This window comes from Burkholderia oklahomensis C6786, from assembly GCF_000959365.1.
GTDB classification, from domain to species: Bacteria; Pseudomonadota; Gammaproteobacteria; order Burkholderiales; family Burkholderiaceae; genus Burkholderia; species Burkholderia oklahomensis.
Genome location: NZ_CP009556.1, coordinates 155,438 through 179,313, shown reverse-complemented (window position 1 = coordinate 179,313; position 23,876 = coordinate 155,438). Strand labels below are relative to the sequence as shown.

The window sequence follows — 23,876 nt, the reverse complement described above, 5'->3', positions numbered from 1 at the left end:
GCCGTCGTCGCGAACGGCGCGCGGCGCGTGATGCGCACGCGAGCCGCGGGCCGCTTGCTTCATGCGCCGCGCCGGCCGTCGCGACCGGTCTTCGTGCTGCTCAGCGCGCTTCGCCCTTCCAGCGCCGCAGCAGCAACGCGTTGGTCACGACGCTCACGCTCGAGAACGCCATCGCCGCGCCCGCGATCATCGGATTCAGCCAGCCGAGCGCGGCGAGCGGAATCCCGACCAGGTTGTACACGAACGCCCAGAACAGGTTCTGCTGGATCTTCCGATACGTGCGGCGCGAGATGTCGACCGCGTCCGCGACGAGCGCAGGGTCGCCGCGCATCAGCGTGATGCCGGCCGTGTGCATCGCGACGTCGGTGCCCGTCGCCATCGCAATGCCGACGTCGGCGGCGGCGAGCGCGGGCGCGTCGTTGATGCCGTCGCCGACCATCGCGACGATGCCGTCGCCCGCCGTCCGCTTCATCTGTGCGACGACGCGCGCCTTGTCGTCCGGCAGCACCTGCGCGTGAACCTCGTCGATGCCGAGCGACGCGGCGACGGCCGCCGCGCTGCCGCGATTGTCGCCCGTCACGAGCGCGCTCCTGATGCCGCGCGCCGTGAGCCGTTCGATCGCGCGCCGCGCGTGCGGCTTCACGGTATCGCCGAACGCGACGAGCGCGAGCGCTTCGCGCGGCGCGTCGGCGCGCATCAGCCACGACACCGTGTTGCCCGCCGCTTCCAGTTCCGTCGCGCGGCGCGCGATGCCGGGCGGCACGGCGATGCCGAGCTCGTCGCGCCAGCGCGTGCTGCCGAGCGCGAGCAGGCGGCCGCCGACGTGCGCCTCGACGCCGCGGCCCGCGACCGCGCGCGGCGTGTCGGCGCGCGCGGCGGCGAACGGCGCGTGGCGCGCGTCGGCATCGGCGTCGAACGCGGCGACGACCGCGCGTGCGAGCGGATGCGCGCTGTCGCGCTGAACGGCGGCCGCGAGCGCGAGCGCGTCGGCGCGCGGAATGCCGATCGCGTCGAACGCGGTGACGGTCGGCTTGCCTTGCGTCAGCGTGCCGGTCTTGTCGAACGCGACGATGCTCGCGCGCTGCGCGAGCTCGAGCGCCTGCGCGTCCTTGATCAGCACGCCGTGCCGCGCGGCGACGCCCGTGCCCGCCATGATCGCGGCGGGCGTCGCGAGGCCGAGCGCGCACGGGCACGCGATCACGAGCACCGCGACCGCGTTGAGGATCGCCGTCTCGACGCCCGCGCCCGCGACGAGCCAGCCGGCGAACGTGACGAACGCGATCGCGATGATCGCGGGCACGAACACGGCGCTCACGCGATCGACGAGACGCTGGATCGGCGCTTTCTCAGCCTGGGCGGATTCGACGAGGCGGATGATGCGCGCGAGCGTCGTCTCGGCGCCGATCGCGCTCGTCGCGACGGTCAGCGCGCCTTCGCCGTTGATCGAGCCGGCGGTCACGCGGTCGCCCGGTTCCTTCGGCACGGGCAGGCTCTCGCCGGTGATCAGCGATTCGTCGACGTGCGTGACGCCCGCCTCGATCCGGCCGTCGACGGGCACGCGCTCGCCCGGCAGCACGCGCACGACCGTGCCGACGCGCACCTGCGCGAGCGGGACATCGCGCTCGGCGCCGTGCTCGACGATGCGCGCGCGATCGGGGCGCAGCGCGTTGAGCGCGCGGATCGCGTCGGTGGTCTGCCGCTTCGCGCGCGCTTCGAGCCATTTGCCGAAGCGCACGAGCGTGACGATCACGGCGGACGCCTCGAAGTACAGATGCGCGGTGTGGCCGGGGTCGCGCAGCATCAGCCAGATGCTGAGGCCGTATGCGGCCGACGTGCCGAGCGCGACGAGCAGGTCCATGTTGCCGGCGCGCGCCTTGAGCGCGTGCCACGCGGCGCGGTAGAAGCGTGCGCCGAAGCCGAACTGCACGATCGACGCGAGCACGAGCTGGAGCCATGCGGGCAGCGCGGCGTCGATGCCGAACGGCGCGGCGAACATCGGCAGCGCGAGCGGGACGGTCAGCGCGGCGGATGCGACCACGAGCCGGCGTTCGCGGCGGGCTTCGGCGAGCTTGCGGTCTTCGGCGGTGGGCGGCGCCGGGGTGGCCGGTACGGTTGCGGCGGAGGCTGCGGAAGCCATGGAAGCTGTGCTTGCCGGTGAGGCGCGGTAGCCGGCTTGCTTCACCGCTTCGACGAGACGGACGGCGTCGAGGCTCGCGTCGGCTTCGACAGCCGCTTTTTCGGTCGCGAGGTTGACCGTCGCGCGAACGACGCCTGGGATGTGCGACAGCGCCTTTTCCACGCGGCCGGCGCACGATGCGCAGGTCATGCCGTCGATGTCGAGTTCGAGCGTTGCGTGGGCGGGCGCGGAGACAGTTTCTTGCGGTGCGAATGCAGTGGCCGGATCGCTCACCGGTGAGGCGCGGTAGCCGGCACGCTTCACCGCTTCGACGAGACGGACGGCGTCGAGGCTCGCGTCGGCTTCGACAGCCGCTTTTTCGGTCGCGAGGTTGACCGTCGCGCGAGCAACGCCGGGGACGTGCGACAGCGCCTTTTCCACGCGGCCGGCGCACGACGCGCAGGTCATGCCGTCAATGTCGAGTTCGAGCGTCTTCGTCGCCGCGGCGTGCATTGGCGACGCAACAGTCGTTTCGTTTGCCGCAGGCGCCGTCGGCGGCACACGCGACTGCGCCGCGACGTCGAGCGCGCACGCATCGGGCGTCGGGGACGCGTCGACGCGCGCGTCGCGCACCACGTCGGCTCGGTAACCGGCCTGCTTCGCGGCCGCGACGAGCGTCCGCGCATCGACATCGCGCTCGACGTCGACCGCCGCGCGCGCTGTCGCGAGATCGACCTTCGCGTCCGTCACGCCGGGCACTTTCGCGAGCGCCTGCTCGACGCGTCGCGCGCAGCCGCCGCAGGTCATCCCGCCGACGGCCAGCGTGACGGTCGCCGCACGCGTCACGACGGCATTGCCTTCGCCGTTTGCTTTTGCTTCATCGGCGCCGGCGTGCCGTGCATCGGCATCCCGGTGCGCGGCGGGCTCCGCCGCGACCGTCGCGCGGTATCCGGCGGTGCCGAGCGCGTCGACGAGGCGGGCCGCGTCGACGGCGGGCGTCGCGTCGACGGTCGCGGTGCCGGCGGCGAGATCCACGGTCGCGCCGGTCACGCCCGGCACCTGGGCGAGCGCTTTCTCGACGCGCGCCGTGCAGCCGCCGCAATGCATGCCTTCGACGAACAGCGTCGTCGTGACCGATGCGGCAGGAACGAACAGGTTTGTCATCTGCAATCCGATTCGATGAGGCGGGCGATGCCGCCGACAACCGCAAGTATCAACTTTCCCATCATGGGAAGGTCAAGCGGACGATGCGGCACCGATGCCGATCGTCGGGACGCGGGCAGGGCGGGGCTGCCGCGGTCGCGGGCCGCCGCGCAAGGCTTCGTCGGGCGTTCGGGCGGCGGTCGCCGCGCCAGGCGCATGCGTACGGCGCGGCGTTTGGTCGCGCGCCGGCGGCGGGTTCGTCATAATTCTGACCGCTGTCGCTGTCGCTGTCGCTGTCGCTGTCGCTGTCGCTGTCGCTGTCGCTGTCGCTGTCGCTGTCGCAATCTCCCCGTCATTTTCACCGCCCAACGCAACCCATCCACCACCGCGCCCGCCCGCACCGCGCGAACGTTTGCCTTTCCTTCGAATCGAAGCACCGCAAGGAGGAATCATGCCGACGACGACATTACGACTGATGGCCGCGGCGCTCGGCGCCGCGTTGACGTTCGGCGCGCCGTTCGTGCGCGCCGCGAGCTTCGACTGCGCGCGGGCGGCGAGCGCCGCCGAGCGCGCGGTCTGCAACACGCCCGCGCTTGGCGAACTGGACGTCCGAATGGCCGCGTACTACGAGATCCTGCAGCACGCGCATCCGGCCGAGGAGGGGATGGCGTACCGCGAGTTTCGCGACGCGCTGCGCGACGAGCAGCAGAACTGGCGGCAGCGCGTGCGCGACGCCTGCGGCGCGCGGACCGATTGCCTGACGAGCGCGTATACCGCGCGCATCGCCGCGCTGCGCGGCGTCGCCGACGCGCGGCTCACATTGCGGATGTCGGGCGCTGGCGCGTCGTCGCCCGGCGCCGCCGACGCGACATACGTGATCGACGGCGAGCCGGTGAAGCTGACGAACGGCGAATCGGTGCAGGCGGCCGCGCCCGGCTCGGCGACGAAACGCGTGACGACGCTCGTCGCGCAGAGCGGTGCGGCGACGGTCGCCGGCCGGCCGGTGACGGCCGTCCTGCTGAGCGACGATCCGGGCGGCAGCGGCCGGTTCCTGTACGTCGCGACGGCGCAGCCGGACGGCGGCGCGCCGGCCGTGCTGCTCGGCGACCGGCTGAAGCCGGTTTCGGTGTCGATCGAACGCGCGGCGACGGGCGGTGCGACCGTCGTCGTCGAATATCTGGATCGCCCGGCGGGCGCGCCGTTCGCGCAGGCGCCGACGGTCAAGGTCGTGCGGCGCTTCGCGCTCGAGCGCGGCCGGCTCGTCGAGCAGCGCGGTTAGCCGGCCGACGAACCGATCGAGTGCCGGCGCGATGCGTCGCGCCTGCCCGGCCGGTCCGACAAATGATGAGCGGAAGGGCGGCTCGTGCGCACTTGGGTTGGGCGCTGCGATTCCGGCGCGCTCCTGCTTGCCGACGAATCGTTCGACGGCGCGCGCCATATGGCCGAACGAGCGGGCCGAACGAGCGGCGCGTGCATCGGGGGCGGGAGCTGGCGCGTGCGTGGCTCGTCCGCGTGGATCAAGGCGTGCACACGGCTCGGCCATTCAAGCTGCGACGCGTATGCGGCCGGTTTCACACGAATCGCGGGCGGCGGTCGCAGCAGGCGTCCGTCGCAGTGCGCCGCCGTCCGTCCGCTTATCGTGTTCGCCATCCCAAATATTGACGACACGCCGGCACGCCAAGGCGCCGCGTTCCGACTCGAATCGCTTTTTCACATGATCGGGCATTGTTTTTGCCGGGGCGACGAGAGTACGATACTGCCGATCCAAAAATAAAGATCTGATCAAGCAACAGCCGGCCGGCACGCACGCTACGAGGAAGACCCCGCGCCATACGCGCCGGCCGCCGATCAACGCGCGCGGCCCTGCCGCGCGTTCGCCGTGCCACCGAATGACAAAAAACCAACGAGAATCCATTGTTTCGCCGCGGCGCGCGTGCGCGTCGCTTGCCGCGCTGGCGCTGCTTGCGGCCTGCACGTCGACGCCCGAGGCGATCCAGCGCAAGACCGGCTGGATGCGCAGCGAGGTCGCGGATTCCTATATCTACGCTTATCCGCTCGTGCTGATGGACGCCGCGAAGGAGGCCGCGACGGCCGACGGCGCGCCGGGCGGCGCGCCCGTCAACACGCTGCGCCACGCGCAGGCGCTGCCCGCGCCGGGCACGGCGAATCCGCCGCTCGCGAGCGTCGACATGCTCGATTCGACCGGCTGGCTCGACGTCGCCGACGAGCCGGTCGTCGTCGTGCTGCCCGATGCGCGCGGCCGCTATCTCGATGCCCGCGCGCTCGACATGTGGACCAACGTGCTGTGGTCGACCGGCTCGTCCGCGAATCTGCGTTCGGGCCTGAGCCGGGCGCGCGCGGTCGCGTTCGTCGGCGCGGGCTGGGAAGGCCCGTTGCCCGAAGGCGTCGCGCGCGTCGACGTGCCCGCGCGCAACGTGTGGCTCGATGTGCGGATCCAGACGAGCGGCGGGCGCGACCTCACCGCCGTGAAGAAGCTGCAGCGCGCGATCCGCGTCGTGCCGCTGTCCGTCTACACGGGCGACGCGCGCGGCGTGTCGCGCGCGGTGCACGCGGGCGCGACGTCCGCCGATCCGGCGTCGGAGGCCGCCGCGCCCGTCGCGCAGGTCGCGGCGCTCGACCCGCCCGGATTCTTCTCGCGGTTCGCGCGCGCGTTGCAGGACAATCCGCCGCCCGCCGCCGACGCGCACGCGCAGGAGATCCTCGCCGACATTGGTGTGACCGCGGGCGCGCCGGTGCAATGGAAGGACGACAAGCTGATCGCCGCCGAGAACGGCGCCGCCGAGGCGCGCGCGCGGCTCGCCGCGCTGCCGCCGAACGTGCTGACCGCGAACGGCTGGAGCTGGCTCGGCGACAGCGCCGGCAGCTACGGCCAGGACTACGCGCTGCGCGCGTACGCGGCGTCGACGCAATTCGGCGCGGCGACGCGCGACGACGAGACCGTCGCCGTCGTCAAGACCGACAGCGCGGGCCGGCCGCTGAACGGCGCGTACCGCTACGTGATCCGCTTCGCGCCGAACGCGCAGCCGCCCGCTCGCGCGTTCTGGTCGCTCGCGCCGTACACGCCGGACGGCGCGCTGCCCGACCTGGGCCGCGCGCGCCGCTCGATCGGCGAGCGCGACCGGCTGCACCGCAACCGCGACGGCTCGCTTGAGATCGTCGTGTCCGCAACGCCGCCCGGCAAGGGCTACGCGTCGAACTGGCTGCCCGCGCCGCGCGCCGACTTCGCGCTCGCGCTGCGGCTCTATGCGCCGAAGCGGCAAGCCGCCGACGGCACCTGGCAGCCTCCCGCCGTCATCCGCAAGTGAACGTTTGCGCGCGCCGCCCGGTCATAAGGCCGGGCGCGGCGCGCCGACGCCCGCATCCCCGCTGCGTCGCGACAGGCGCAGCGCCTATACTGGCGAAAGCCGGACCCGCCCGTCCCGATTTACTCGCTGCCGTTCCGACGGCGATTCAGTAATGGCATTCAACAAAGAAACCGTCCAATCGACCTTGCAAAAGCTCGGCGTCGCCGCCCGGTCGCGCCGCGCGAAGCGCACCGGCATCGGTGTCCTGATCTTCCTTGCGGTGTTCGGACTGCTTGGCTTTTTCGCGGCGCCGCCGCTGATCCGGCACGTCGCCGAGCAGCAATTGAGCCAGCAGCTCGACCGGCCCGCGACGATCTCGCGGATCGCATTCAATCCTTACACGCTGCGGCTCGAGGCCGACGGCGTCCACGTCGGCGAACGCGGCGGACAGGGCGATTTCGTCGACATCGGCAAGCTCGTCGTGCGCGCGTCGTGGACGTCGCTCGCGCGCTTCGCGCCGATCGTCGACGAAGTGCGGCTCGATCAGCCGCGCTTCCATATCGTCCGCTACGACGCGCAGCGCTTCAATTTCACCGACCTGGTCGACAAGTTCTCCAAGCCGTCGCCGCAGCCTTCGACGAAGCCGGCGCGCTTCTCGGTGTCGAACATCCAGGTCAACGACGGCCGCATCGAGTTCGACGACCGGCTGCTGAACGCGAAGCACGTCGTCGACCAATGGTCGATCGGCATTCCGTTCATCGCGACGCTGCCGTCGAAGTCCGACATCTTCGTCACGCCGAAGCTGCGCGCGCGCCTCGACGGCAGCCCGATCGCGCTCGACGGCAAGACGAAGCCGTTCGCGCAGTCGCGCGAGTCGTCGATCGACCTGAAGTTCGACGGCCTCGACGTGCCGCGCCTCCTGTCCTACGCGCCGACGAAGCTGCCCGTCGAGGTGCGCTCGGGCAAGCTGTCGAGCGACCTCAACGTGAATTTCGCGATGTCGGGCGATACGCCCGCACTGCGCGTGTCCGGCACCGTCGACCTGAACGACGCGCAGGTGACCAGCCCGGCGAACGAGCCGCTCTTCGCCGCGCGCGCAGTGCACGTCGCGGCCGCGCAGCTCGAGCCGCTCCTCAACGTGCTGCATTTCGACGACATCCGGATCGATCAGCCGGTCGTGTCGCTCGCGCGCGACAAGGCAGGCGTACTGAACGTCATGAAGCTGGCGGGCGGGGCGGCGGGGGCGCCGGCTGCGGCAAAGGCCGCCGCTTCAACGCCGGCGTCGGCAAAATCCGCTGCCGCTTCGGGCGACCCGGCCGTCGCGGCAGCGTCCGCGTCCGGGGCGGCCGAGTCGTCGCCGGCCAGCGGCGCGTCGGCTGCGGCCGCGGCCGGCGCAGCGGCGAGCGCCGAGAAGGAGAAGACCCAGCCGCTCGACCTGACGATCAAGCGTTTCGCGATCCACGACGGCACGCTCGACATGAACGATGCGTCGTTCGCGACGCCCGCCGCGATCTCGCTCAAGCACGTCGCGACGACGCTCGCCGATTTCACGCTGACAGGCAAGACGCCCGCGCGCTATACGCTCGCGACCGACGTCGCGAGCGGCGGCTCGCTGAAGGCCGAAGGCGCGTTCAACCTCGCGGCGCGGCAGGCGGACACGAAGCTCGTCGTCGACGCGCTCGCGCTGCCCGTCGTGCAGCCGTATCTCGCCGGCGCGACGTCCGCGCGGGTGCTCGACGGCGCGCTCAGCACGTCGGTCAACGCGAAGGCGGACTGGTCGAAGACGCCGCTCGACGCGCAGGTGAGCGACAGCGAGCTCGGCCTGAAATCGCTGAAGATCGCGCTGCCGAACGCGAAAACGCCGGCGGTTGCGCTGCCCGACGCGCGCGTGAAGGTGACGAAGATCGATTTGGCCGCGCGCACCGCCGAGATCGCGAGCGTCGATGCGACGGGCCTCGCGCTCGACGTCGCGCGCTTGCAGAACGGCCAGATCGATCTCGCGTCGCTCGCGGGCGGCGGCAAGGCGGCGCCCGCGCGCCCGGCCGCTGCGCGCGGCGCGCAGCCCGCCGCACCCGCCTGGCGCTACAAGATCGACGAACTGAACGTGAAGGACGCGAAGGCGAACTTCACCGACCGCTCGACGCCGCTTCCGGTGAAGCTCGCGTTCGCGCCGCTGCAACTGAACGTCAAGCAGATCAGCGAGGACCTGTCGAAGCCGCTGCCCATCAAGCTGACGACGACGCTGAACCGCAAGGGCTCGCTCGACGTGTCGGGCAACGTGACGGCGACGCCGCTCAAGGTCGGCCTGAAGCTGAACGGCAACCGGCTCGACGCGGCCGCGTTCGAGCCGTACTTCGGCAGCATGCTGAACGCGACGATCGCGAGCGCGCTGCTGAACGCGAAGGGCGATCTCGATTTCGAGCAGGCGAAGCAGTCGATGAAGGCGTCGTATCGCGGCGACGCGGCGCTCGTCGACGTGCGGATGCTCGACAAGGCGACGTCCGATCCGTTCGCCGGCTGGCGCTCGCTCGCGCTCACGAACCTGAAGGCGAACTACGACAACGTGCGCGGCACCGACGTCGACGCGTCGCGCGTGACGTTCTCGAACTTCTACGGCCGCGTGCTGCTCGACGCGCAAGGGCGGCTGAACCTGCGCGAGGTCGTCGCGAAGGAAAGCGGTCCCGCGCAGTCGTTGACGCGCGATGCGAGCGGCAAGGAGCCGGTGCCGCTGACGCCGCAGGCGGCGTCGCAAGCGAAGGCGGCCGCTGTGGCATCGACCGCGGCGGCATCGGCGGTCGAGCCGGCGTCGGCGTCCGCGGCGTCGGCGTCGGCCGTATCCACGTCGGCCGCATCCGCGCCGGCCGCATCCACGTCGGTCGCATCCGGCGCCGCCGTCGTGCGCGCGGCCGCGCCGCCGCGGCATCCGGTGCGGCTGCACTTCGGCCAACTGCTGCTGCAAAGCGGCCGCGTCACGTACACCGACAACTTCATCAAGCCGAACTACACGGCGAACCTCGTCGCGATCAACGGCACGGTCGGCGCGTTCGGCACCGACTCGACGACGCCCGCGCCCGTCGACGTCGGCGCGAAGCTCGCGGCGAACGGCCCGATCACGATCAAGGGGACGGTGAACCCGCTGATCGAGAAGCCGGCGCTCGACCTGACCGCGGCCGCGCACGACATCGAGCTGACGAACCTGACGCCGTACTCGGCGAAGTACGCGGGCTATCCGATCACGAAGGGCAAGCTCAACGTCGATCTGCACTACAAGCTCGACAACGATCAACTGAGCGCGAACAACCACATCTTCATCGATCAACTGACGTTCGGCGACCACGTCGAGAACGACACCGCGACGAAGCTGCCGGTGCGGCTCGCGATCGCGCTGCTGAAGAACTCGCGCGGCGAGATCGACGTGAATCTTCCGGTGTCCGGATCATTGTCGAATCCGGAGTTCAGCGTCGGCGGCCTGATCTGGCGCGCGGTGCTGAACCTGATCGCGAAGGCGGTCACGTCGCCGTTCACGCTGCTCGCGCACGCGTTCGGCGGCGACGGCGAGGAGCTCGGCTATGTCGAGTTCGATCCGGGCCTCGCGAAGCTGTCCGACGCGTCGGAGAAGAAGCTCGACACGATCTCGAAGATGCTCGCGGAGAAGCCGGCGATCCGCCTCGACCTGATCGGCCGCGTCGATCCGGTCAAGGACCTGCCGGGCCTGCGCGACGCGTACGTCGACCGGCTCGTCCGGCTGCAGAAGCTGAAGGACGTGGTCGGCCAGGGCGAGAGCGTCGATCCGATGACGGTGAAGGTCGATTCCGCCGAATACACGAAGTATCTGACGAAGGCGTACAAGGCCGCCGACTTCAAGAAGCCGCGCAACGTGATCGGCTTGACGAAGACGCTGCCCGACGACGACATGAAGCAGGCGCTCGCCGATCATGCGCCCGTCGACGATTCGAGCCTGCGCGCACTCGCGCAGAACCGCGCGCAGGCGGTCCGCCAGTATCTGGAGGGCAAGGTCGACCCGAGCCGGATGTTCATCGTCGCGCCGAAGCTCGACGCGAAGGGCATCGCGGACAAGGGGGCGACGACGCGCGTCGATTTCGGCCTGAAGTGACGCCGCGCGACGTCGCATGACGTCGGCTCGACGAAGGCGGCGCGGCGCGGTCCGCGCCGCCTTCTTTGTTTCCGCGCCCGCGCGCGGCCCGCGTGCGCGGCGCGCCGCGTCAGCGGGCCGCGACGACCGGGTCGCGCTTCTCGAGCTCCTTGCGCGCGGCGAGCGGAATGCGCGGATCGTCCCACGCGGTCAGCCATTCGACTTCCTTCGCGGTGAACACCTGGCCGTAGTTGCGCAGCGCGTATTGCAGCGAATCGATGATGTGATGACGGATGATCTCGGGCGTGCGCGCGTCGTCGAGCACGCATCGGAAGGCTTCCAGCGTGGCCATCGTGATGCTCCGGATAAGGACAATCCCCTTATCGCATGACAATAGTCTTTCGCCAACCTTGAAAAAAAATCGCCCGGCGGGCCGGACGTGCGGGCGTCGCGGCATGCGCCGGGCGGCAAGTCGCCGCAGTGGGCGGGCGGCGAACGCGCCGATGTGCGCGGCGCGCGATCTGGTTTAGACGGACCGGATGGTTCGGATCGGTCCGGATCGGGTGGAAGCGCCGGCCGCCGCCGATAGGCAGGGGCAGCCGGCGCTTCGCATGCTTCTTCAGCGGTCGAGACCGAGGCCCGGCAGCACGCGCGTGCCTTCGAGCGCGACGGCGTGCAGCAGGCGCGGCTCGACGCCGAGCGAGCGCAGGATCGTCGGCGCGACTTGCGTCGTCAAGACCGGCGCGTCGATCGTGCGGCCCTGATGGAAGCCCGCGTACGACACGACGAGGCCGAGGTGGCTGTCGTCCGGCGCGTTGCCGCCGTGCTCTTCGTCCTTCTTCTTGCTCGACGTGTAGATCACGCCCGGATTCGGCTGCACGACGATGTCGGGCGTGCGGCCGAGCGCCGGACTGCCGAAGCGCTCGGCGACGCTCGGGCCGGACAGGATGTAGGCTTGCGGGCCGTCCGCGCAGATGCCGGGCGCGTTGCAGCCGAGGTTCGCCTTCAGCTTCGCGACGACCGCGTTCACCTGGCTCTGGTCGCGCAGCCAGACGAGGCCGACGTCGTCGGTCTGCACGAAGCCCGTGCCGACGAGGCCCGTGCCGTCGTTCATGTTGCCCGACGCCGTGTTGTTCTGGCCGAAGTTGCCGTTCGGGTCGAGGAAGTTGTTCGCTTCGAGGAGCGCCGTCAGCGTGTCGCCGTTCTTCACGAGCTTCGTGTGATCGGTCGGCGACTGGCCGTGCTTCGCGGTCACGATCACGACGGTCGAGTCGTACAGGCCGCGCTGCTTGAGCTCGGCGACGATGCGGCCGAGCGCGCCGTCGACGTACGCGATCGCGTTCGCGACTTCCGGCCCCGGCGTGAAGCTCGCGTCGAGATAGCCGCCGCCCGACGCGACGGTCGCCTTCTGCGCGACGGAGAGCGTCTGGAAGTTCGTGCCGAACACGGTCGGCACGGGCGCGGCCGCGGCGCCCGTCGAGTTCTTGCCGTCGATCTGATTGACGATCGCCTGCACGTGATAGTTGTCGAACTTCTCGGTGTGCGTGTAGATGTCGGTATAGTCGCTGTTCGTCGCCGGATCGATCGAGTTGATCTCGGTGCGCGCAAGGTCGTCCACGCCCTTGCCCGACGGGCCGTTCACCCAGTCGTAGCCCCATGCGTGCTTGTCCGCCCACGCGGTGTGCGAGCCGCGGATGTGCTCCTTGACGACTTCGAACAGTGTGTTCGTCTTCACGTAGTCGTGCGGATAGACGCTCACGCACTGGCCGTTCACGCGCGCGTGCGGGATCGCCTGCGGGTTGAACGCGCCGCCGCCGTCGAGATGCGTGAGCGCGCCGCCGTTCTGCGCGTCGATGCCGGTCGTTTCGTCGAACACGACGTTCCAGCCTTGCTTGCCCGAGCACGTCGTATCCGACGGCGCATACAGCGTGCGGTCGTACGACACGTCATAGAAGAGGCCCGCGCTCTTCGGCGAGCCGCCCGTCACGAGCGCGGCGAGGCCCGGGAACGAGTCCGACAGGCCCGGCGTGTGCGCGTTCGTGTACGTGACGCCCGACTTCGCGAGCAGCGCGAGGTTCGGACACGTGTTTGCGCCGACGCAGCGCGCGACGTCCTGCTCGTGCAGACCGTCGACGCTGATCAGAAGCACGTGCTTCGCATCGACGGGGCGGCGATCGTGATCCTGCGCGGTGGCGGCCGAAGCCACGCTCGCGAATGCGAGCGCGCCGGCGCCGAGCCATGCACCGATTTCGAACTGCTTACTGTTGCGTTTCATCGTTGACCTCGTCGTTTGGACTGACATACCCACACCCGGGGCTGCAATCTGCACGTGGATTGAGAACGTGTCGTGACGTGCCGCTTTCGTTTGTCTGTCGATGCGCGGAGCGGCGCGCGACGCAAGCGCGGTGGGCGGTGCGGCGAAGTTGTGAGAATTTGTATCGCGGCGGGGCGGCGGGAGGGCGGCGGACGTGAGAGGGGCGGGATCGATCGTAATGCACGGGTCACGGCGCGAGCGACCGCGAGGCGTCGACGCGCTCGGCAAGGCGGAGTGACGGGCCGCTCGATTTTCGTGGCGCGCGGGCCGTCGCCCTGTGTGGAACGGCGACCGACGCGTCGGGGGGCGCGTGCGATGACGCGAGTGGCCGATTGCGAAGGATGTACGATGACGCACTTGAATCCGGGCGTTGCAACTCGTTGTCGGCACGCCGTCCGTCAACGCGATTTCGCAGTGCTCGATCGTGAATGCGAACGCATTGCATCGAGGCGGCGCGCAGCCGGCGTGTCTCGATCGAGCGGCGAACGCCGGAGCGCCGGCTGCTATGGAGGCGATGGATGCGCGCGCAACGATTGCGTGCCGTGCGTCGCATGCCGATGCCGTGTCGCACGATGCATCGCATGTCGCGCGACGCTTTCGCCGCGCGCAAGCGCTAGTGCAAGCGCGATCGAGATCGAGATCGAGATCGAGATCGCGCGCAGGCGCTCAACTCGGCTGCGCGTTCTGCAGGACGATCCGATAGCCGTCCGGGTCTTCGAACGTCACGCCCTGGCGATCCCAGTACGGATTCTCCGAACGGTGCGGCACGGCGCCGTAAGCGCGCATGCGCTCGACGGCCTCGGTCCACGCGCCGCGGTCCGGCAGATAGAACACGAGCAGGTGCTCGGCGGTCGGCGCGCGCGCGACCGTCACGCCGTGCTGGTGCGTGAATTCGATTTGCCACGGATAGCCGGCGTGGCCGACGATCGCGCCGTCGAAACCTTCGTGATTCTCGAAGCGGGCGACGATGTCGAAGCCCAGCGCCTCCGTATAGAAGCCGATGAGCGCATCGATGTCGTTGGTCGGGCGGGCGACACGCAGGACGGGTGGATTCATCACGTCACTCCTGTTTTCGAAGAGTCGATGAGAGGGGGGATGCGGAACTCCGTTTTCAGCATAGGCCGAAAATGCGGCATGGACCCTGCATGACCTCACCCGGCGCGCCGTGCGGCGCTCGCAGCGTTTACTCGGCGGTTTCGTCGAGGCCGCGCTGCAACAGTTCGGTCAACAATCCGGTCATCCCGTCGGGGTGCGACGCCGCCCGTTCGTTCAGGCGCGCGACGAGCTCGATGTTGAGCTTGCACGCGAACGGCACGAGGCCCTGCGCCTGCTCGAGCTTGCGCCGCTCGCGGCGATCGGGCGCCGTGTCTTCGGCGCTCTTGCCGAAGCGGGCGGACGTCGTTTGCTTCATCGCGTGCGTCAGCTTCAACGCCTTGTTCTTCTCGAGATCGGTTTTCTTCATGGCCATCGCGTTCACCTCGTGCGGGAAAGGATGCGATTGTACGCATTGCGGCGCGGCGCGGATATCGATCGCTGCATGGTCCGACGCCGCGCGCGGTTCGACGGCGCTTGCCGGAGGCGTGCGCCGCCCACAATCGCCCGGCGGCCCCCGCGCGTTTGCCGATACAATGCGGCAGCAAATCGTATGACCGACCTGATCCGATCCATGGGCAATCCCTCCCGGGCCTTTCTGCTGGGCCCCCTGCTGAAGGGCGTCTCACGTTCCTTCTATCTGACGCTGCGCGTGCTTCCCGAAGGGATGCGCGACCCGATCGGCCTCGCGTATCTGCTCGCGCGCGCGGCCGACACGATCGCGGACACGTCGCTGATCCCGCCCGCGCAGCGGCTCGAGCTGCTGCTGTCGTTGCGCGCGCAGGTCAACGGCGCGCCCGAGCCCGACGCGCTCGCGCGGATCGCGGGCGAAGTCGCGGGGCGGCAGATGGTGTCGGACGAGAAGACGCTGCTCGAATCGCTCGGCCCCGCGCTCGCGATGCTGTCGCAACTGAGCGCGGCCGATCGCGACGCCGTGCGCGACGTCGTGACGACGCTCACCGAAGGGATGGAATTCGATCTGCTCACGTTCCCCGACGAATCTTCTGGCCGGATCGCTGCGCTGCGCGAATGGCCGGAGCTCGATCGCTACACGTACCTCGTCGCGGGTTGCGTCGGCGAGTTCTGGACGAGGATGACGTGCGCGCATCTGCCCGGCCTGCTGACCGAGCATCCGGACGCGATGGCCGAGCGCGGGATTCGCTTCGGCAAGGCGCTGCAAATGACCAACGTGCTGCGCGATTGCGGGAAGGATCTGCGGATCGGACGCTGCTATCTGCCGCAGGCGATGCTCGACGAGTACGGCCTGCGCGCCGACGATCTGCTGCGGCCGGACGCGTCGCTGCGCGCGCGGCCGCTGCTGCATGCGCTCGTGCGCAAGACGCTCGAGCATTTTCGCGCGGGCATCGACTACACGTTCGCGATTCCGCGCCGCGCGCCGCGCTTGCGGCTCGCGTGCGTATGGCCGATCGTGATCGGCCTGAAGACGCTCGCGCTGCTCGCATCGAACGGCGCGTGGCTCGATCCGGCGCGCGCGTCGAAGGTGCGGCGCGGCGACGTGTATCGGATCATCGCGTATTCGTTGCCGCTCGCGATGTCGAACGGCGCGCTGCGTGCATGGTTCGATCGCTTGATCGCGGACGTCGAGGCGCGGCTCGACGCTTGAGGCGCGGCGCTTGCCCGCTCGCGCGTCGCGTCGTGGAATGGGAAGCCGGAACGCGCTTGCCCGTTTTTAAGGACCGTTTAATTTCAGGTCTGCTATAACGATCGCGTGGCCGGCCGGCGCGCCAGCCGACGCGCGAACGTTCAAATGTTCGAATGTTCGACGCCCTGCCGCGCGCGCCGCTTGAAATCCGGCAACGAGCCGCCATCTGTGCGCCGATCGACTCCGATCATCGGCAATCCGACAAAGAGGAAATCACGATGCGTCTTCTGCTCGCCTTGCTGCTGCCCTGGCTGCAGTTCTTTACGATCGGCCGCCCGTTCGCGGGCATCATCTGCCTGATCCTGCAAATCACGCTGATCGGCTGGCTGCCCGCCGCGATCTGGTCGGTGTACGCGCTCAGCCAATACAACACCGACAGGAAGATCGACGAGGCGCTCGGCCGGCGTTCGTAATCAAGCGCTTTCGCGCGGCGCCGTCGCCGTATCGCGTCGCGGCTCGAAGAGGCGCCGCTTCCTGCACGACGCCGCGTCGCGCGGCGTCGTCCCGTCCCGATTCGCGTTTACTTCACGGCGAACAGCGTCGCGTACATGAACAGCTTGAACGCGTAGCCGAGCGTCACGGCTCCCGCGACGCCGCCCATCCACAGCAGTCCGAACCAGGCCCAGCCCGGCAGCCGCGCGCCGCGCGCGACGGCGCGCGGCTCAGTGGTGGTAGTAATGCTGGTCTTCATGACGCACCTTTCCACGGAACACCCAATAGCCCAACGTCGTGTACGCGAGAATGATCGGGATGATGACGGCCGCGCCGATCAGCGTGAAGGTCTGGCTCGAACGCGGCGCGGCGGCTTCCCACAGCGTCACGCTTTGCGGAATCGCGTACGGCCACAGGCTCACGAGCAGCCCGACGTAGCCGAGGAACACGAGCGCGAGCGCGAGCACGAACGGCATGGTGTCGTGGCGGCCGCGCACCGCGCGGCGCATCAGCACCGCGCACGCGGCGACGAGGAACGGCACCGGCAGCAGGCGCCAGAAGAGTCCCGACGCGAACCAGCGCTGCGCGATGTTCGGATCCTGCAACGGCGTCCACAGGCTCACGATCGCGATGAAGCCGAGCAGCACGACGGTGAGCGGCCATACGACGCGATGCAGGCGGCGCTGCAGATCGCCTTCCGTCTTCGCGACGAGCCAGCAGCAGCCGAGCAGCGCGTAGGTCGCGACGAGGCCGAGGCCCGTCAGCAGGCTGAACGGTGTGAGCCAGCCGAACGCGTCGCCGGCGAAGCGGCCGTTGTCGACCGGGATGCCTTGCAGGAACGCGCCGAGCGCCACGCCCTGGAAAAACGTCGCGCCCGTCGAGCCGCCGATGAACGCGAGATCCCACAGGTGCTTAGTGCGACGCGACTTCGCGCGGATCTCGAACGACACGCCGCGGAAGATCAGGCACACGAGCATGAAGACGAGCGGCAGGTACAGCGCCGACAGCACGGTCGAGTAGACGATCGGAAACACCGCGAACAGCCCCGCGCCGCCGAGCACGAGCCACGTCTCGTTGCCGTCCCACACGGGCGCGACGGTGTTCATCATCAGGTCCCGCTCCTTCTCGGCGGGGAAGAACGGAAACATGATGCCGATGCCCAGATCGAAGCCGTCGAGCACGACGTACATGAAGAGGCCGAGTGCGATGATCGCGGCCCAGACTACGGTGACATCCATTTGCTAACCTCGCTTGGCTTGTTGGCTCGCCGGCTTCACGCGGCGTCGATCAACTGGTTCGCGGCCGACAGCGGGCGGCGGGCGGTGCGGTCGGGGCGCGCGTCGTGCGCATCGTCGGGCGTGTCGCCCGGCAGCGCGGGGCCTTTCCTCATCAGCTTCAGCATGTAATAGGCGCCTGTGCCGAACACGAGGAAGTAGACGACCACGAACGTCATCAGCGATACGCTGACCTGCTGCATCGACAGCGGCGACGCCGCGTTCGCCGTGCGCATCACGCCGTAGACGACCCACGGCTGGCGGCCCACTTCGGTCGTCACCCAGCCGGTGAGCAGCGAGATGAAGCCCGTCGGACCCATCGCCAGCGCGAACCTGTGGAACCACTTCGCTTCGTAGAGGCGCCCGCGCCGGCGCAGCAGCCATGCGATGGCGGCGAGGCCGATCATCGCGAAGCCGAGCGCGACCATCACGCGGAAGCTCCAGAACACGATGGTCGAGTTCGGGCGGTCCTCCGGCGGGAACGACTTCAGGCCGCGAATTTCGCCGTCCCAGCTATGCGTGAGGATCAGGCTGCCGAGATGCGGAATCGACACCGCGTAGCGCGTGGTTTCCGCTTTCATGTCGGGGATGCCGAACAGGTTGAGCGCGGTGCCGCCTTGCTCGGTTTCCCACAAGCCTTCGATCGCGGCGATCTTCGCGGGCTGATGCTCGAGCGTGTTGAGGCCGTGCTGGTCGCCGATCACCGCTTGCAGCGGCGCGAGCACGAGCAGGAGCCACAGCGACATCGAGAACATCTTCTTCACGGCCTTGTCGCGGCGGCCCTTCAGCAGGTGCCACGCGGCGGTCGCGGCGACGACGAGCGCGGCGACGATGAACGCGGCGATCGCCATGTGCGCGAGCCGGTACGGGAACGACGGATTGAAGATGATCTCGAACCAGTCGGTCGGCACGACCTGGCCGTCGACGATCTCGAAGCCCTGCGGCGTCTGCATCCAGCTGTTCGACGCGAGAATCCAGAACGTCGAGATCAGCGTGCCGATCGCGACCATCAGCGTCGCGCCGAAGTGCGCGCGCGGGCTCACGCGATTCCAGCCGAACAGCATGATGCCGAGGAAGCCCGCTTCGAGGAAGAACGCGGTCATCACTTCGTACATCAGCAGCGGGCCGGTGACGGAGCCGGCGAAGCTCGAGAAGCCGGACCAGTTCGTGCCGAACTGATAGGCCATCACGACGCCGGACACGACGCCCATGCCGAACGCGACGGCGAAGATCTTCGACCAGAAGAGACAGAGGCTCTTGTAGTACGCCTTGCCGGTCTTGAGCCAGCGGTATTCGAGCACGGCGATGAAGCTCGCGAGCCCGATGCTCAGCGCGGGAAAGACGATATGGAAGGAGACTGTGAATGCGAACTGCACGCGAGCCAGATCGAGGGCCGAAATAGCGGTTTCCATGCGAGTAGACCGAAGCTGACGACACCCGCCGGCGGGCTGCCGGCGGCCCCTGCGCCGCGTGTGCAAGGCCGCGGCTGAAGAGTCGGTTCGGAGTATGGGCCGCCGTGTTGCGGTGCGAAATGTGCCAACTCGTCGCAGATGTCCAGCGCGCAGGCGCGGTTTGTCGATCTAAATCGTTGATTGGTATCAAGTTTGGCGCGCTTTTGTGTGGTAGCGCCGGGCGCGGCGGGTTGACGCGCCTGCGGCAATTCACCGCGCTGCGGCGGAGTTGCCGGCGCAGCGCCGCGATCGGGCCGATCCGACGGGCGATTCGACGCCGATCTTGCATCGAATGTGCGTGCGGCGCATCGGATGCGCGATCGCGTCGGCCGCGCCCTGCGGCGCGCGGCCGAATTGCGTACACTCGGAGGTTGCGCTTCGCCGCGCGCGAGCGCGCCGGCGCATCTTCGACGAGACTCCGACGGGAACCCAGATGATCGATTTACGCAGCGATACCGTGACGCGCCCGAGCGCGCCGATGCTGGCCGCGATGACGGCCGCCGAAGTGGGCGACGACGTATGGGGCGACGATCCCACCGTCGCGCGCCTGCAGGCCGTGGTCGCCGAGCGCGCGGGCAAGGAGGCGGCGCTGTTCTTTCCGAGCGGCACGCAGAGCAATCTCGCCGCGCTGATGTCGCATTGCGAGCGCGGCGACGAATACATCGTCGGCCAGGCCGCGCACACGTACAAGTACGAAGGCGGCGGCGCGGCCGTGCTCGGCAGCATCCAGCCTCAGCCGATCGAGAACGCCGCGGACGGCACGCTGCCGCTCGACAAGATCGCGGCCGCGATCAAGCCGGTCGACGATCACTTCGCGCGCTCGCGCCTCCTCGCGCTCGAGAACACGATCGGCGGCAAGGTGCTGCCCGAAGGCTACGTCGACGAAGCGGTCGCCCTCGCGCGCGGCCGCGGGCTCGCGACGCATCTCGACGGCGCGCGCGTGTGCAACGCGGCGGTCGCGTCGGGCCGCACGATCGCCGAGCTGTGCGCGCCGTTCGATTCGATCTCGATCTGTTTTTCGAAGGGGCTCGGCGCGCCGGTCGGCTCGGTGCTCGTCGGCAGCCGCGCGCTGATCGACCGCGCGCACCGCTGGCGCAAGGTGCTGGGCGGCGGGATGCGGCAGGCGGGCGTGCTCGCGGCGGCGTGCCTGTACGCGCTCGAGCACAACGTCGAGCGCCTGGCCGACGATCACGCGAACGCCGAGCGCCTCGCCCGAGGGCTCGCGCAGATCGAGCCGGTGAAGGTGCTGTCGCAGGCGACGAACATGGTGTTCGCGCAGATTCCCGAAGCCGATTGCGCGCCGCTCGAAGCGTGGCTCGAGGCGCGCGGGATTCTCACGCAGATGCTGTATTCGACGCGCTTCGTCACGCATTGCGACGTGTCGCGCGACGATGTCGATACGTTCGTCGACGCGATGAAGGCGTACTTCGCGTAGCGGGCCGGGGCCGCTCGACGAAGCGGGAGCGCCCAGGGGGGACGGCGGCCCGCTGTCGACAGGCGCGGCCGATAGCGCGTCGCGCCCCGCCGATTGTCGGTAAGCCGACGCCGAGGCCGACGCTAACGCCGACGCCGACGCCAACGCCCGGACCCGGCGCGCACGTGCCGGCCACGACGTTCACCGCGACGCCCCCGACACGCCCGCATGCGTCGCGATGCCGCCAGCCGACCGCCGGCCTGCGAGCGCTCGACATCGGCCGGGGCGAAGCTTCCGAAACCCGTTCCCGCACGTTCGCGCAGTCAAGCCGACGGCGCGCGTGCGGTCGCGTCAGCCACGCGCGCACGCTCAAGCGGATCGCAGCAGATCGCGCGCGGCGTCGACGACGCGCGCCGACAGCGACTGCATGCTCGGCGACTGCACTTTCCACGCGTGCCAGTAGAGCGCGACGTCCTGCGGATGCGCCGGCGCGAGGTCGACCAGACCCTGCTGGTCGAGCGGCCCGCCGCCGGCGAGCAGCTCGGGCACCATCGCGTAGCCGAGCCCGTGCCGCACGGCGGCGAAGTGCGCATGCGTGCCCGGCACGTAGTGGCACGGAAACGCGCCTTCCGGCAGGCCGAGCTTGTCCTTCAGGAATGAGATCTGAAGCGCGTCGCGCCGGCTGTGCGCGACGACGGGCGCCTGCCGGGCACTCGTGCGCGTGAGGCCGCGCGGAAACCAGCGCGCGGCGAATTCCTTCGACGCGAGCAGGCGATAGCGCATCGTGCCGAGCGGTGCGACGACGCAGCCGCGCATCGGCTTGCTCTCGGTCGTCACGCAGCCGATCACCATCCCGTTTTCGAGCAGCGCGAACGTGTGATCCTGATCCTCGACGAGCAGCTCGAACAGCATGCGCTCGCCCGCGAGCACCGATGTCAGCGCCGGCAGGAACCACGAGCCGAGGCTGTCCGAATTGAGCGCGATCGCGACCGCGATCGCCGAGCCGTGCTCGTCGGCGAGATCGGCTTGCAGATCCGCTTGCAGGAGCGCCATGCGGCGCAGGTGCTGCAGCACGCGCTGGCCGGCGGCGGTCGGCCGGCACGGCCGGGTGCGCAGCAGGAGCGGCGCGCCGAGGCTCGTCTCGAGCGCGCGAACCCGCTGCGTGACGGCCGAAGCGGTCACGTGCAGCCGCGACGCCGCCTGCTCGAAGCTGCCGGTATCGGCGACGGCCAGCAGCGCCGCCGCTTGTTTCGGATCGATCGTCATCTGTTGCTCGCATCGTGCCGCCGGGAGAAGCGGCTTCCTAAATAAAATTTAGCGTAATCAACTTAGGCTAAATATTGTACCGACATCGGGATCCTCCCCGGACAATGCGCGCGTGCGCTTCGTGCACTGCAACATTCGCGCGATGCGCGCATGCCGCATCTGCAAAGGAAGGATTTCGAAATGACCGATCACACGCCGAATTCAACGCCGGAGACCACGCCGACGCCACCGCAAGGGCCCGTGCCGCGGCGGCGCCGCTATTTCCGCACGCTGGCGGGCCTGCTGGTCGGCGCGGCGATCGCGGGCGGCGCGGTCGGCACGTGGACGCTGCAGCGCATCTGGACGCAGTTGCCGTCCGTCGAGCCGCTCGCCGTCTACCGGCCGGCGCTGCCGCTGCGGATCTTCTCGCGCGACGGCGAGCTGCTCGCCGAATACGGCGTCGAGCGTCGCGAGTTCGTGCCGCTCGAACGCATTCCGCCGCTCGTCCGGCACGCGCTGCTCGCCGCCGAGGATGCGCAGTTCTATACGCATGGCGCGGTCGACGTCGGCGGGCTCGCGCGCGCGACGTTCGCGAACGTCGTCACCGGCCAGCCGGGTCAGGGCGGCAGCACGATCACGATGCAGGTCGCGCGCAACTTCTTCCTCACGCGCGACAAGGTGCTGAGCCGCAAGCTCGCCGAGATCCTGATGTCGTACAAGCTCGAACGCGCGTACAGCAAGGACAAGCTGCTCGAGCTGTACATGAACGAGATCTATCTCGGCGAGCGCGCGTACGGTTTTGCGGCCGCCGCGTCCGTCTACTTCGGCAAGCCGCTCGACGCGCTGACGCCGGGCGAGGCGGCGGTGCTCGCCGGCCTGCCGAAGGCGCCGTCCGCGTTCAATCCGGTCGTCAACCCGGCGCGCGCGACCACGCGCCGCAATTACGTGCTCGGCCGCATGCGCGCGCTCGGCTATCTCGATGAAGCCGCGTACCGGCAGGCCGTCGGCGCGCCGATCGCGCTCGCGACCACGCCGCCGCCCGGCATCGTCGCCGCGCCGTACGTCGCCGAGCGCGCGCGCCGGATGATGGTCGAGCGCTTCCACGACGACGCCTACACGCTCGGCCTCGACGTGACGACGACGATCGCGATGCGCGATCAGCGCGCGGCCGAGGCGTCGCTGCAGCGAGCGTTGGCGCGCGGCGGCCGGCGCGACGCGAAGGACGGGCTCGAGGGCGCGCTCGTGTCGATCGACGCGGCGACGGGCGACATCCTCGCGCTCGCGGGCGGCGCGGATTTCGCGCGCAATTCGTTCGACCATGCGCTGCAGGCGTATCGGCAGCCCGGCTCGAGCTTCAAGCCGTTCGTCTATTCGGCCGCGCTGGAGAAAGGCATGTTCCCCGGCGTGCTCGTCGACGATACGCAGCGCACGCTGTCGCGCGACGAGACCGGCGCGAATCCGTGGCGGCCGCGCAACTTCGGCAACAACTACGAAGGCTTCATTCCGGTGCGGCGCGGGCTGATGCGCTCGAAGAACCTCGTCGCGGTCAGTCTGATGCAGGCCGCGCAGCCGGATTTCGTCCAGCAGCACGTGGTGCGCTTCGGCTTCGAGCCGCAGCGCAATCCCGCGTCGCTGCCGCTCGCGCTCGGCGCGGGCGCGGCGACGCCGCTTCAGGTCGCGAGCGCGTACGCGGTGTTCGCGAACCAGGGCGTGCGGATGGAGCCGCGTCTCGTCGAATCGGTCCGGCAGCGGCACGGCGGCGTGCTGTTCGACGCGCAGCCGGCGGCGGGCGTGCGCGTCGTGTCCGAGCGCAACGCGTTCGTGATGGACAGCATGCTGCGCGACGTCGTGCGTCACGGCACGGCGCGCCGCGCGCTCGCGCTGAATCGTTCCGACGCCGCGGGCAAGACCGGCACGTCGAACGGCTCGAAGGACGTCTGGTTCGCCGGCTACTCGTCCGGCGTCGCATCGGTCGTCTGGATGGGCTACGACGCGCCGCGCAGCCTCGGACGCGCGACGGGCGCGTCGCTCGCGCTGCCCCTGTGGGTCGACTACATGAAGACGGCGATCGACGGCCGCAAGGCAGTCGATCGCACGCCTCCCGCGGACGTCGCGCTCGTCGACGGCGATTACGTCTACGCCGAATACGCGAGCGGCAAGTGCACGCCCGCGCTGCCGCCGTTCGTGCGCAGCCCGTTCGCATGCGGCGCGGCGGGACGCGCGTCGGCCGACGGCGACGCACCGGCCGGCGTGGCGGCGGGCGCGCCGGCGCCGCCCGCCGTCGACGCGGCCGAGCGTGCGCGCGTGCTCGAACTGTTCCGTACGGAAGATTGA

Annotated in this window: 17 protein-coding genes and 1 pseudogene; 8 read left to right on the top strand and 10 right to left on the bottom strand. The window is 69.6% G+C overall.

Annotated elements, in window-relative coordinates; genetic code table 11:
- Positions 1–100 precede the first annotated feature (100 nt).
- A complete protein-coding gene (locus tag BG90_RS18975; RefSeq protein WP_082094632.1) occupies positions 101–3,280 on the bottom strand; it encodes a heavy metal translocating P-type ATPase in 3,180 nt (1,059 codons plus the stop codon).
- Positions 3,281–3,710: 430 nt separating this feature from the next.
- Here BG90_RS18975 and BG90_RS18970 point away from each other — a divergent pair, with 430 nt between their 5' ends.
- From BG90_RS18970 to BG90_RS18960, 4 genes are all read left to right on the top strand, one after another.
- Entirely contained in the window at positions 3,711–4,538 is an 828-nt protein-coding gene (locus tag BG90_RS18970; protein WP_025990114.1) for a lysozyme inhibitor LprI family protein, read from the top strand.
- A gap of 610 nt (positions 4,539–5,148) precedes the next feature.
- Positions 5,149–6,585 (top strand): DUF1254 domain-containing protein, encoded by a 1,437-nt coding sequence (locus BG90_RS18965; protein WP_010117850.1) that lies wholly within the window; start codon positions 5,149–5,151, stop codon positions 6,583–6,585.
- Entirely contained in the window at positions 6,582–6,737 is a 156-nt protein-coding gene (locus BG90_RS37875) for a transcriptional regulator (protein WP_309545080.1), read from the top strand. Before BG90_RS18965 ends, BG90_RS37875 begins: the two co-directional genes overlap by 4 nt.
- The gene (locus BG90_RS18960) at positions 6,737–10,678 is read left to right on the top strand and encodes a DUF748 domain-containing protein (RefSeq protein WP_045568353.1); all 3,942 of its coding nucleotides are present in this window, start codon (positions 6,737–6,739) and stop codon (positions 10,676–10,678) included. Before BG90_RS37875 ends, BG90_RS18960 begins: the two co-directional genes overlap by 1 nt.
- Positions 10,679–10,787: 109 nt before the next feature.
- Here the strand turns inward: BG90_RS18960 and BG90_RS18955 are convergent, their stop codons facing one another.
- The 4 genes from BG90_RS18955 to BG90_RS18935 all read right to left on the bottom strand — a co-directional run bounded on the left by BG90_RS18955 (position 10,788) and on the right by BG90_RS18935 (position 14,448).
- A complete protein-coding gene (locus tag BG90_RS18955) occupies positions 10,788–11,009 on the bottom strand; it encodes a hypothetical protein (RefSeq protein ID WP_010107533.1) in 222 nt (73 codons plus the stop codon).
- A 267-nt stretch (positions 11,010–11,276) separates the two neighbouring features.
- Positions 11,277–12,932 carry an alkaline phosphatase family protein gene (locus BG90_RS18950; protein WP_010117858.1) on the bottom strand — a complete coding sequence of 552 codons (1,656 nt, stop codon included), beginning with the start codon at positions 12,930–12,932 and terminating at the stop codon, positions 11,277–11,279.
- Positions 12,933–13,637: 705 nt separating this feature from the next.
- Entirely contained in the window at positions 13,638–14,027 is a 390-nt protein-coding gene (locus tag BG90_RS18940) for a VOC family protein (protein ID WP_010107538.1), read from the bottom strand.
- Positions 14,028–14,154: 127 nt separating this feature from the next.
- Complete coding sequence (locus BG90_RS18935) at positions 14,155–14,448, bottom strand: hypothetical protein (protein WP_010107540.1); 294 nt, start codon at positions 14,446–14,448, stop codon at positions 14,155–14,157.
- 189 nt (positions 14,449–14,637) lie between these two features.
- On the opposite strand from BG90_RS18935, the gene BG90_RS18930 reads away from it, so the two are divergent.
- Entirely contained in the window at positions 14,638–15,687 is a 1,050-nt protein-coding gene (locus tag BG90_RS18930) for a phytoene/squalene synthase family protein (RefSeq protein ID WP_010117862.1), read from the top strand.
- A gap of 257 nt (positions 15,688–15,944) precedes the next feature.
- The gene (locus BG90_RS18925) at positions 15,945–16,139 is read left to right on the top strand and encodes a YqaE/Pmp3 family membrane protein (RefSeq protein WP_025990115.1); all 195 of its coding nucleotides are present in this window, start codon (positions 15,945–15,947) and stop codon (positions 16,137–16,139) included.
- Positions 16,140–16,246: 107 nt separating this feature from the next.
- Here BG90_RS18925 and BG90_RS36800 read toward each other — a convergent pair whose 3' ends face one another.
- From BG90_RS36800 to BG90_RS18915, 3 genes are read right to left on the bottom strand one after another with little or no spacing between them, the layout of a single operon-like run.
- Positions 16,247–16,417, bottom strand: a complete 171-nt coding sequence (locus tag BG90_RS36800; protein WP_164466510.1) for a hypothetical protein — start codon at positions 16,415–16,417, stop codon at positions 16,247–16,249.
- Entirely contained in the window at positions 16,389–17,396 is a 1,008-nt protein-coding gene (gene cydB / locus BG90_RS18920) for a cytochrome d ubiquinol oxidase subunit II (RefSeq protein WP_010107546.1), read from the bottom strand. Before cydB ends, BG90_RS36800 begins: the two co-directional genes overlap by 29 nt.
- Positions 17,397–17,431: 35 nt before the next feature.
- Positions 17,432–18,844, bottom strand: coding sequence for a cytochrome ubiquinol oxidase subunit I (locus BG90_RS18915; RefSeq protein WP_010107547.1), 1,413 nt, complete (start codon positions 18,842–18,844; stop codon positions 17,432–17,434).
- A gap of 472 nt (positions 18,845–19,316) precedes the next feature.
- On the opposite strand from BG90_RS18915, the gene ltaE reads away from it, so the two are divergent.
- A complete protein-coding gene (gene ltaE / locus BG90_RS18905; protein ID WP_010107548.1) occupies positions 19,317–20,318 on the top strand; it encodes a low-specificity L-threonine aldolase in 1,002 nt (333 codons plus the stop codon).
- Positions 20,319–20,666: 348 nt separating this feature from the next.
- Here the strand turns inward: ltaE and BG90_RS18900 are convergent, their stop codons facing one another.
- Together BG90_RS18900 and BG90_RS38060 are read right to left on the bottom strand one after the other, a co-directional pair.
- On the bottom strand, positions 20,667–21,563 hold the full coding sequence (locus tag BG90_RS18900; RefSeq protein WP_010107549.1) for an HTH-type transcriptional regulator ArgP: 897 nt from the start codon (positions 21,561–21,563) through the stop codon (positions 20,667–20,669).
- Positions 21,560–21,755 (bottom strand): annotated as a pseudogene (locus tag BG90_RS38060) (hypothetical protein). The gene BG90_RS18900 and the pseudogene BG90_RS38060 overlap by 4 nt, the downstream one beginning before the upstream one ends.
- On the opposite strand from BG90_RS38060, the gene BG90_RS18895 reads away from it, so the two are divergent.
- Complete coding sequence (locus BG90_RS18895) at positions 21,744–23,876, top strand: penicillin-binding protein 1A (RefSeq protein WP_045568525.1); 2,133 nt, start codon at positions 21,744–21,746, stop codon at positions 23,874–23,876. The pseudogene BG90_RS38060 and the gene BG90_RS18895 sit on opposite strands and share 12 nt — an antisense overlap.

Excerpts from the sequence above, each read along its gene's own strand:
- BG90_RS18895 (WP_045568525.1), top strand. The coding sequence starts at position 21,744 with ATGACCGATCACACGCCGAATTCAACGCCGGAGACCACGCCGACGCCA.
- BG90_RS18955 (WP_010107533.1), bottom strand. The coding sequence starts at position 11,009 with ATGGCCACGCTGGAAGCCTTCCGATGCGTGCTCGACGACGCGCGCACG.
- cydB (WP_010107546.1), bottom strand. The coding sequence starts at position 17,396 with ATGGATGTCACCGTAGTCTGGGCCGCGATCATCGCACTCGGCCTCTTC.
- BG90_RS18975 (WP_082094632.1), bottom strand. The coding sequence starts at position 3,280 with ATGACAAACCTGTTCGTTCCTGCCGCATCGGTCACGACGACGCTGTTC.
- BG90_RS18950 (WP_010117858.1), bottom strand. The coding sequence starts at position 12,932 with ATGAAACGCAACAGTAAGCAGTTCGAAATCGGTGCATGGCTCGGCGCC.
- BG90_RS18900 (WP_010107549.1), bottom strand. The coding sequence starts at position 21,563 with ATGACGATCGATCCGAAACAAGCGGCGGCGCTGCTGGCCGTCGCCGAT.
- BG90_RS18970 (WP_025990114.1), top strand. The coding sequence starts at position 3,711 with ATGCCGACGACGACATTACGACTGATGGCCGCGGCGCTCGGCGCCGCG.
- BG90_RS18940 (WP_010107538.1), bottom strand. The coding sequence starts at position 14,027 with ATGAATCCACCCGTCCTGCGTGTCGCCCGCCCGACCAACGACATCGAT.
- BG90_RS18925 (WP_025990115.1), top strand. The coding sequence starts at position 15,945 with ATGCGTCTTCTGCTCGCCTTGCTGCTGCCCTGGCTGCAGTTCTTTACG.
- BG90_RS36800 (WP_164466510.1), bottom strand. The coding sequence starts at position 16,417 with ATGAAGACCAGCATTACTACCACCACTGAGCCGCGCGCCGTCGCGCGC.
- BG90_RS18965 (WP_010117850.1), top strand. The coding sequence starts at position 5,149 with ATGACAAAAAACCAACGAGAATCCATTGTTTCGCCGCGGCGCGCGTGC.
- ltaE (WP_010107548.1), top strand. The coding sequence starts at position 19,317 with ATGATCGATTTACGCAGCGATACCGTGACGCGCCCGAGCGCGCCGATG.
- BG90_RS18960 (WP_045568353.1), top strand. The coding sequence starts at position 6,737 with ATGGCATTCAACAAAGAAACCGTCCAATCGACCTTGCAAAAGCTCGGC.
- BG90_RS18915 (WP_010107547.1), bottom strand. The coding sequence starts at position 18,844 with ATGGAAACCGCTATTTCGGCCCTCGATCTGGCTCGCGTGCAGTTCGCA.
- BG90_RS18930 (WP_010117862.1), top strand. The coding sequence starts at position 14,638 with ATGGGCAATCCCTCCCGGGCCTTTCTGCTGGGCCCCCTGCTGAAGGGC.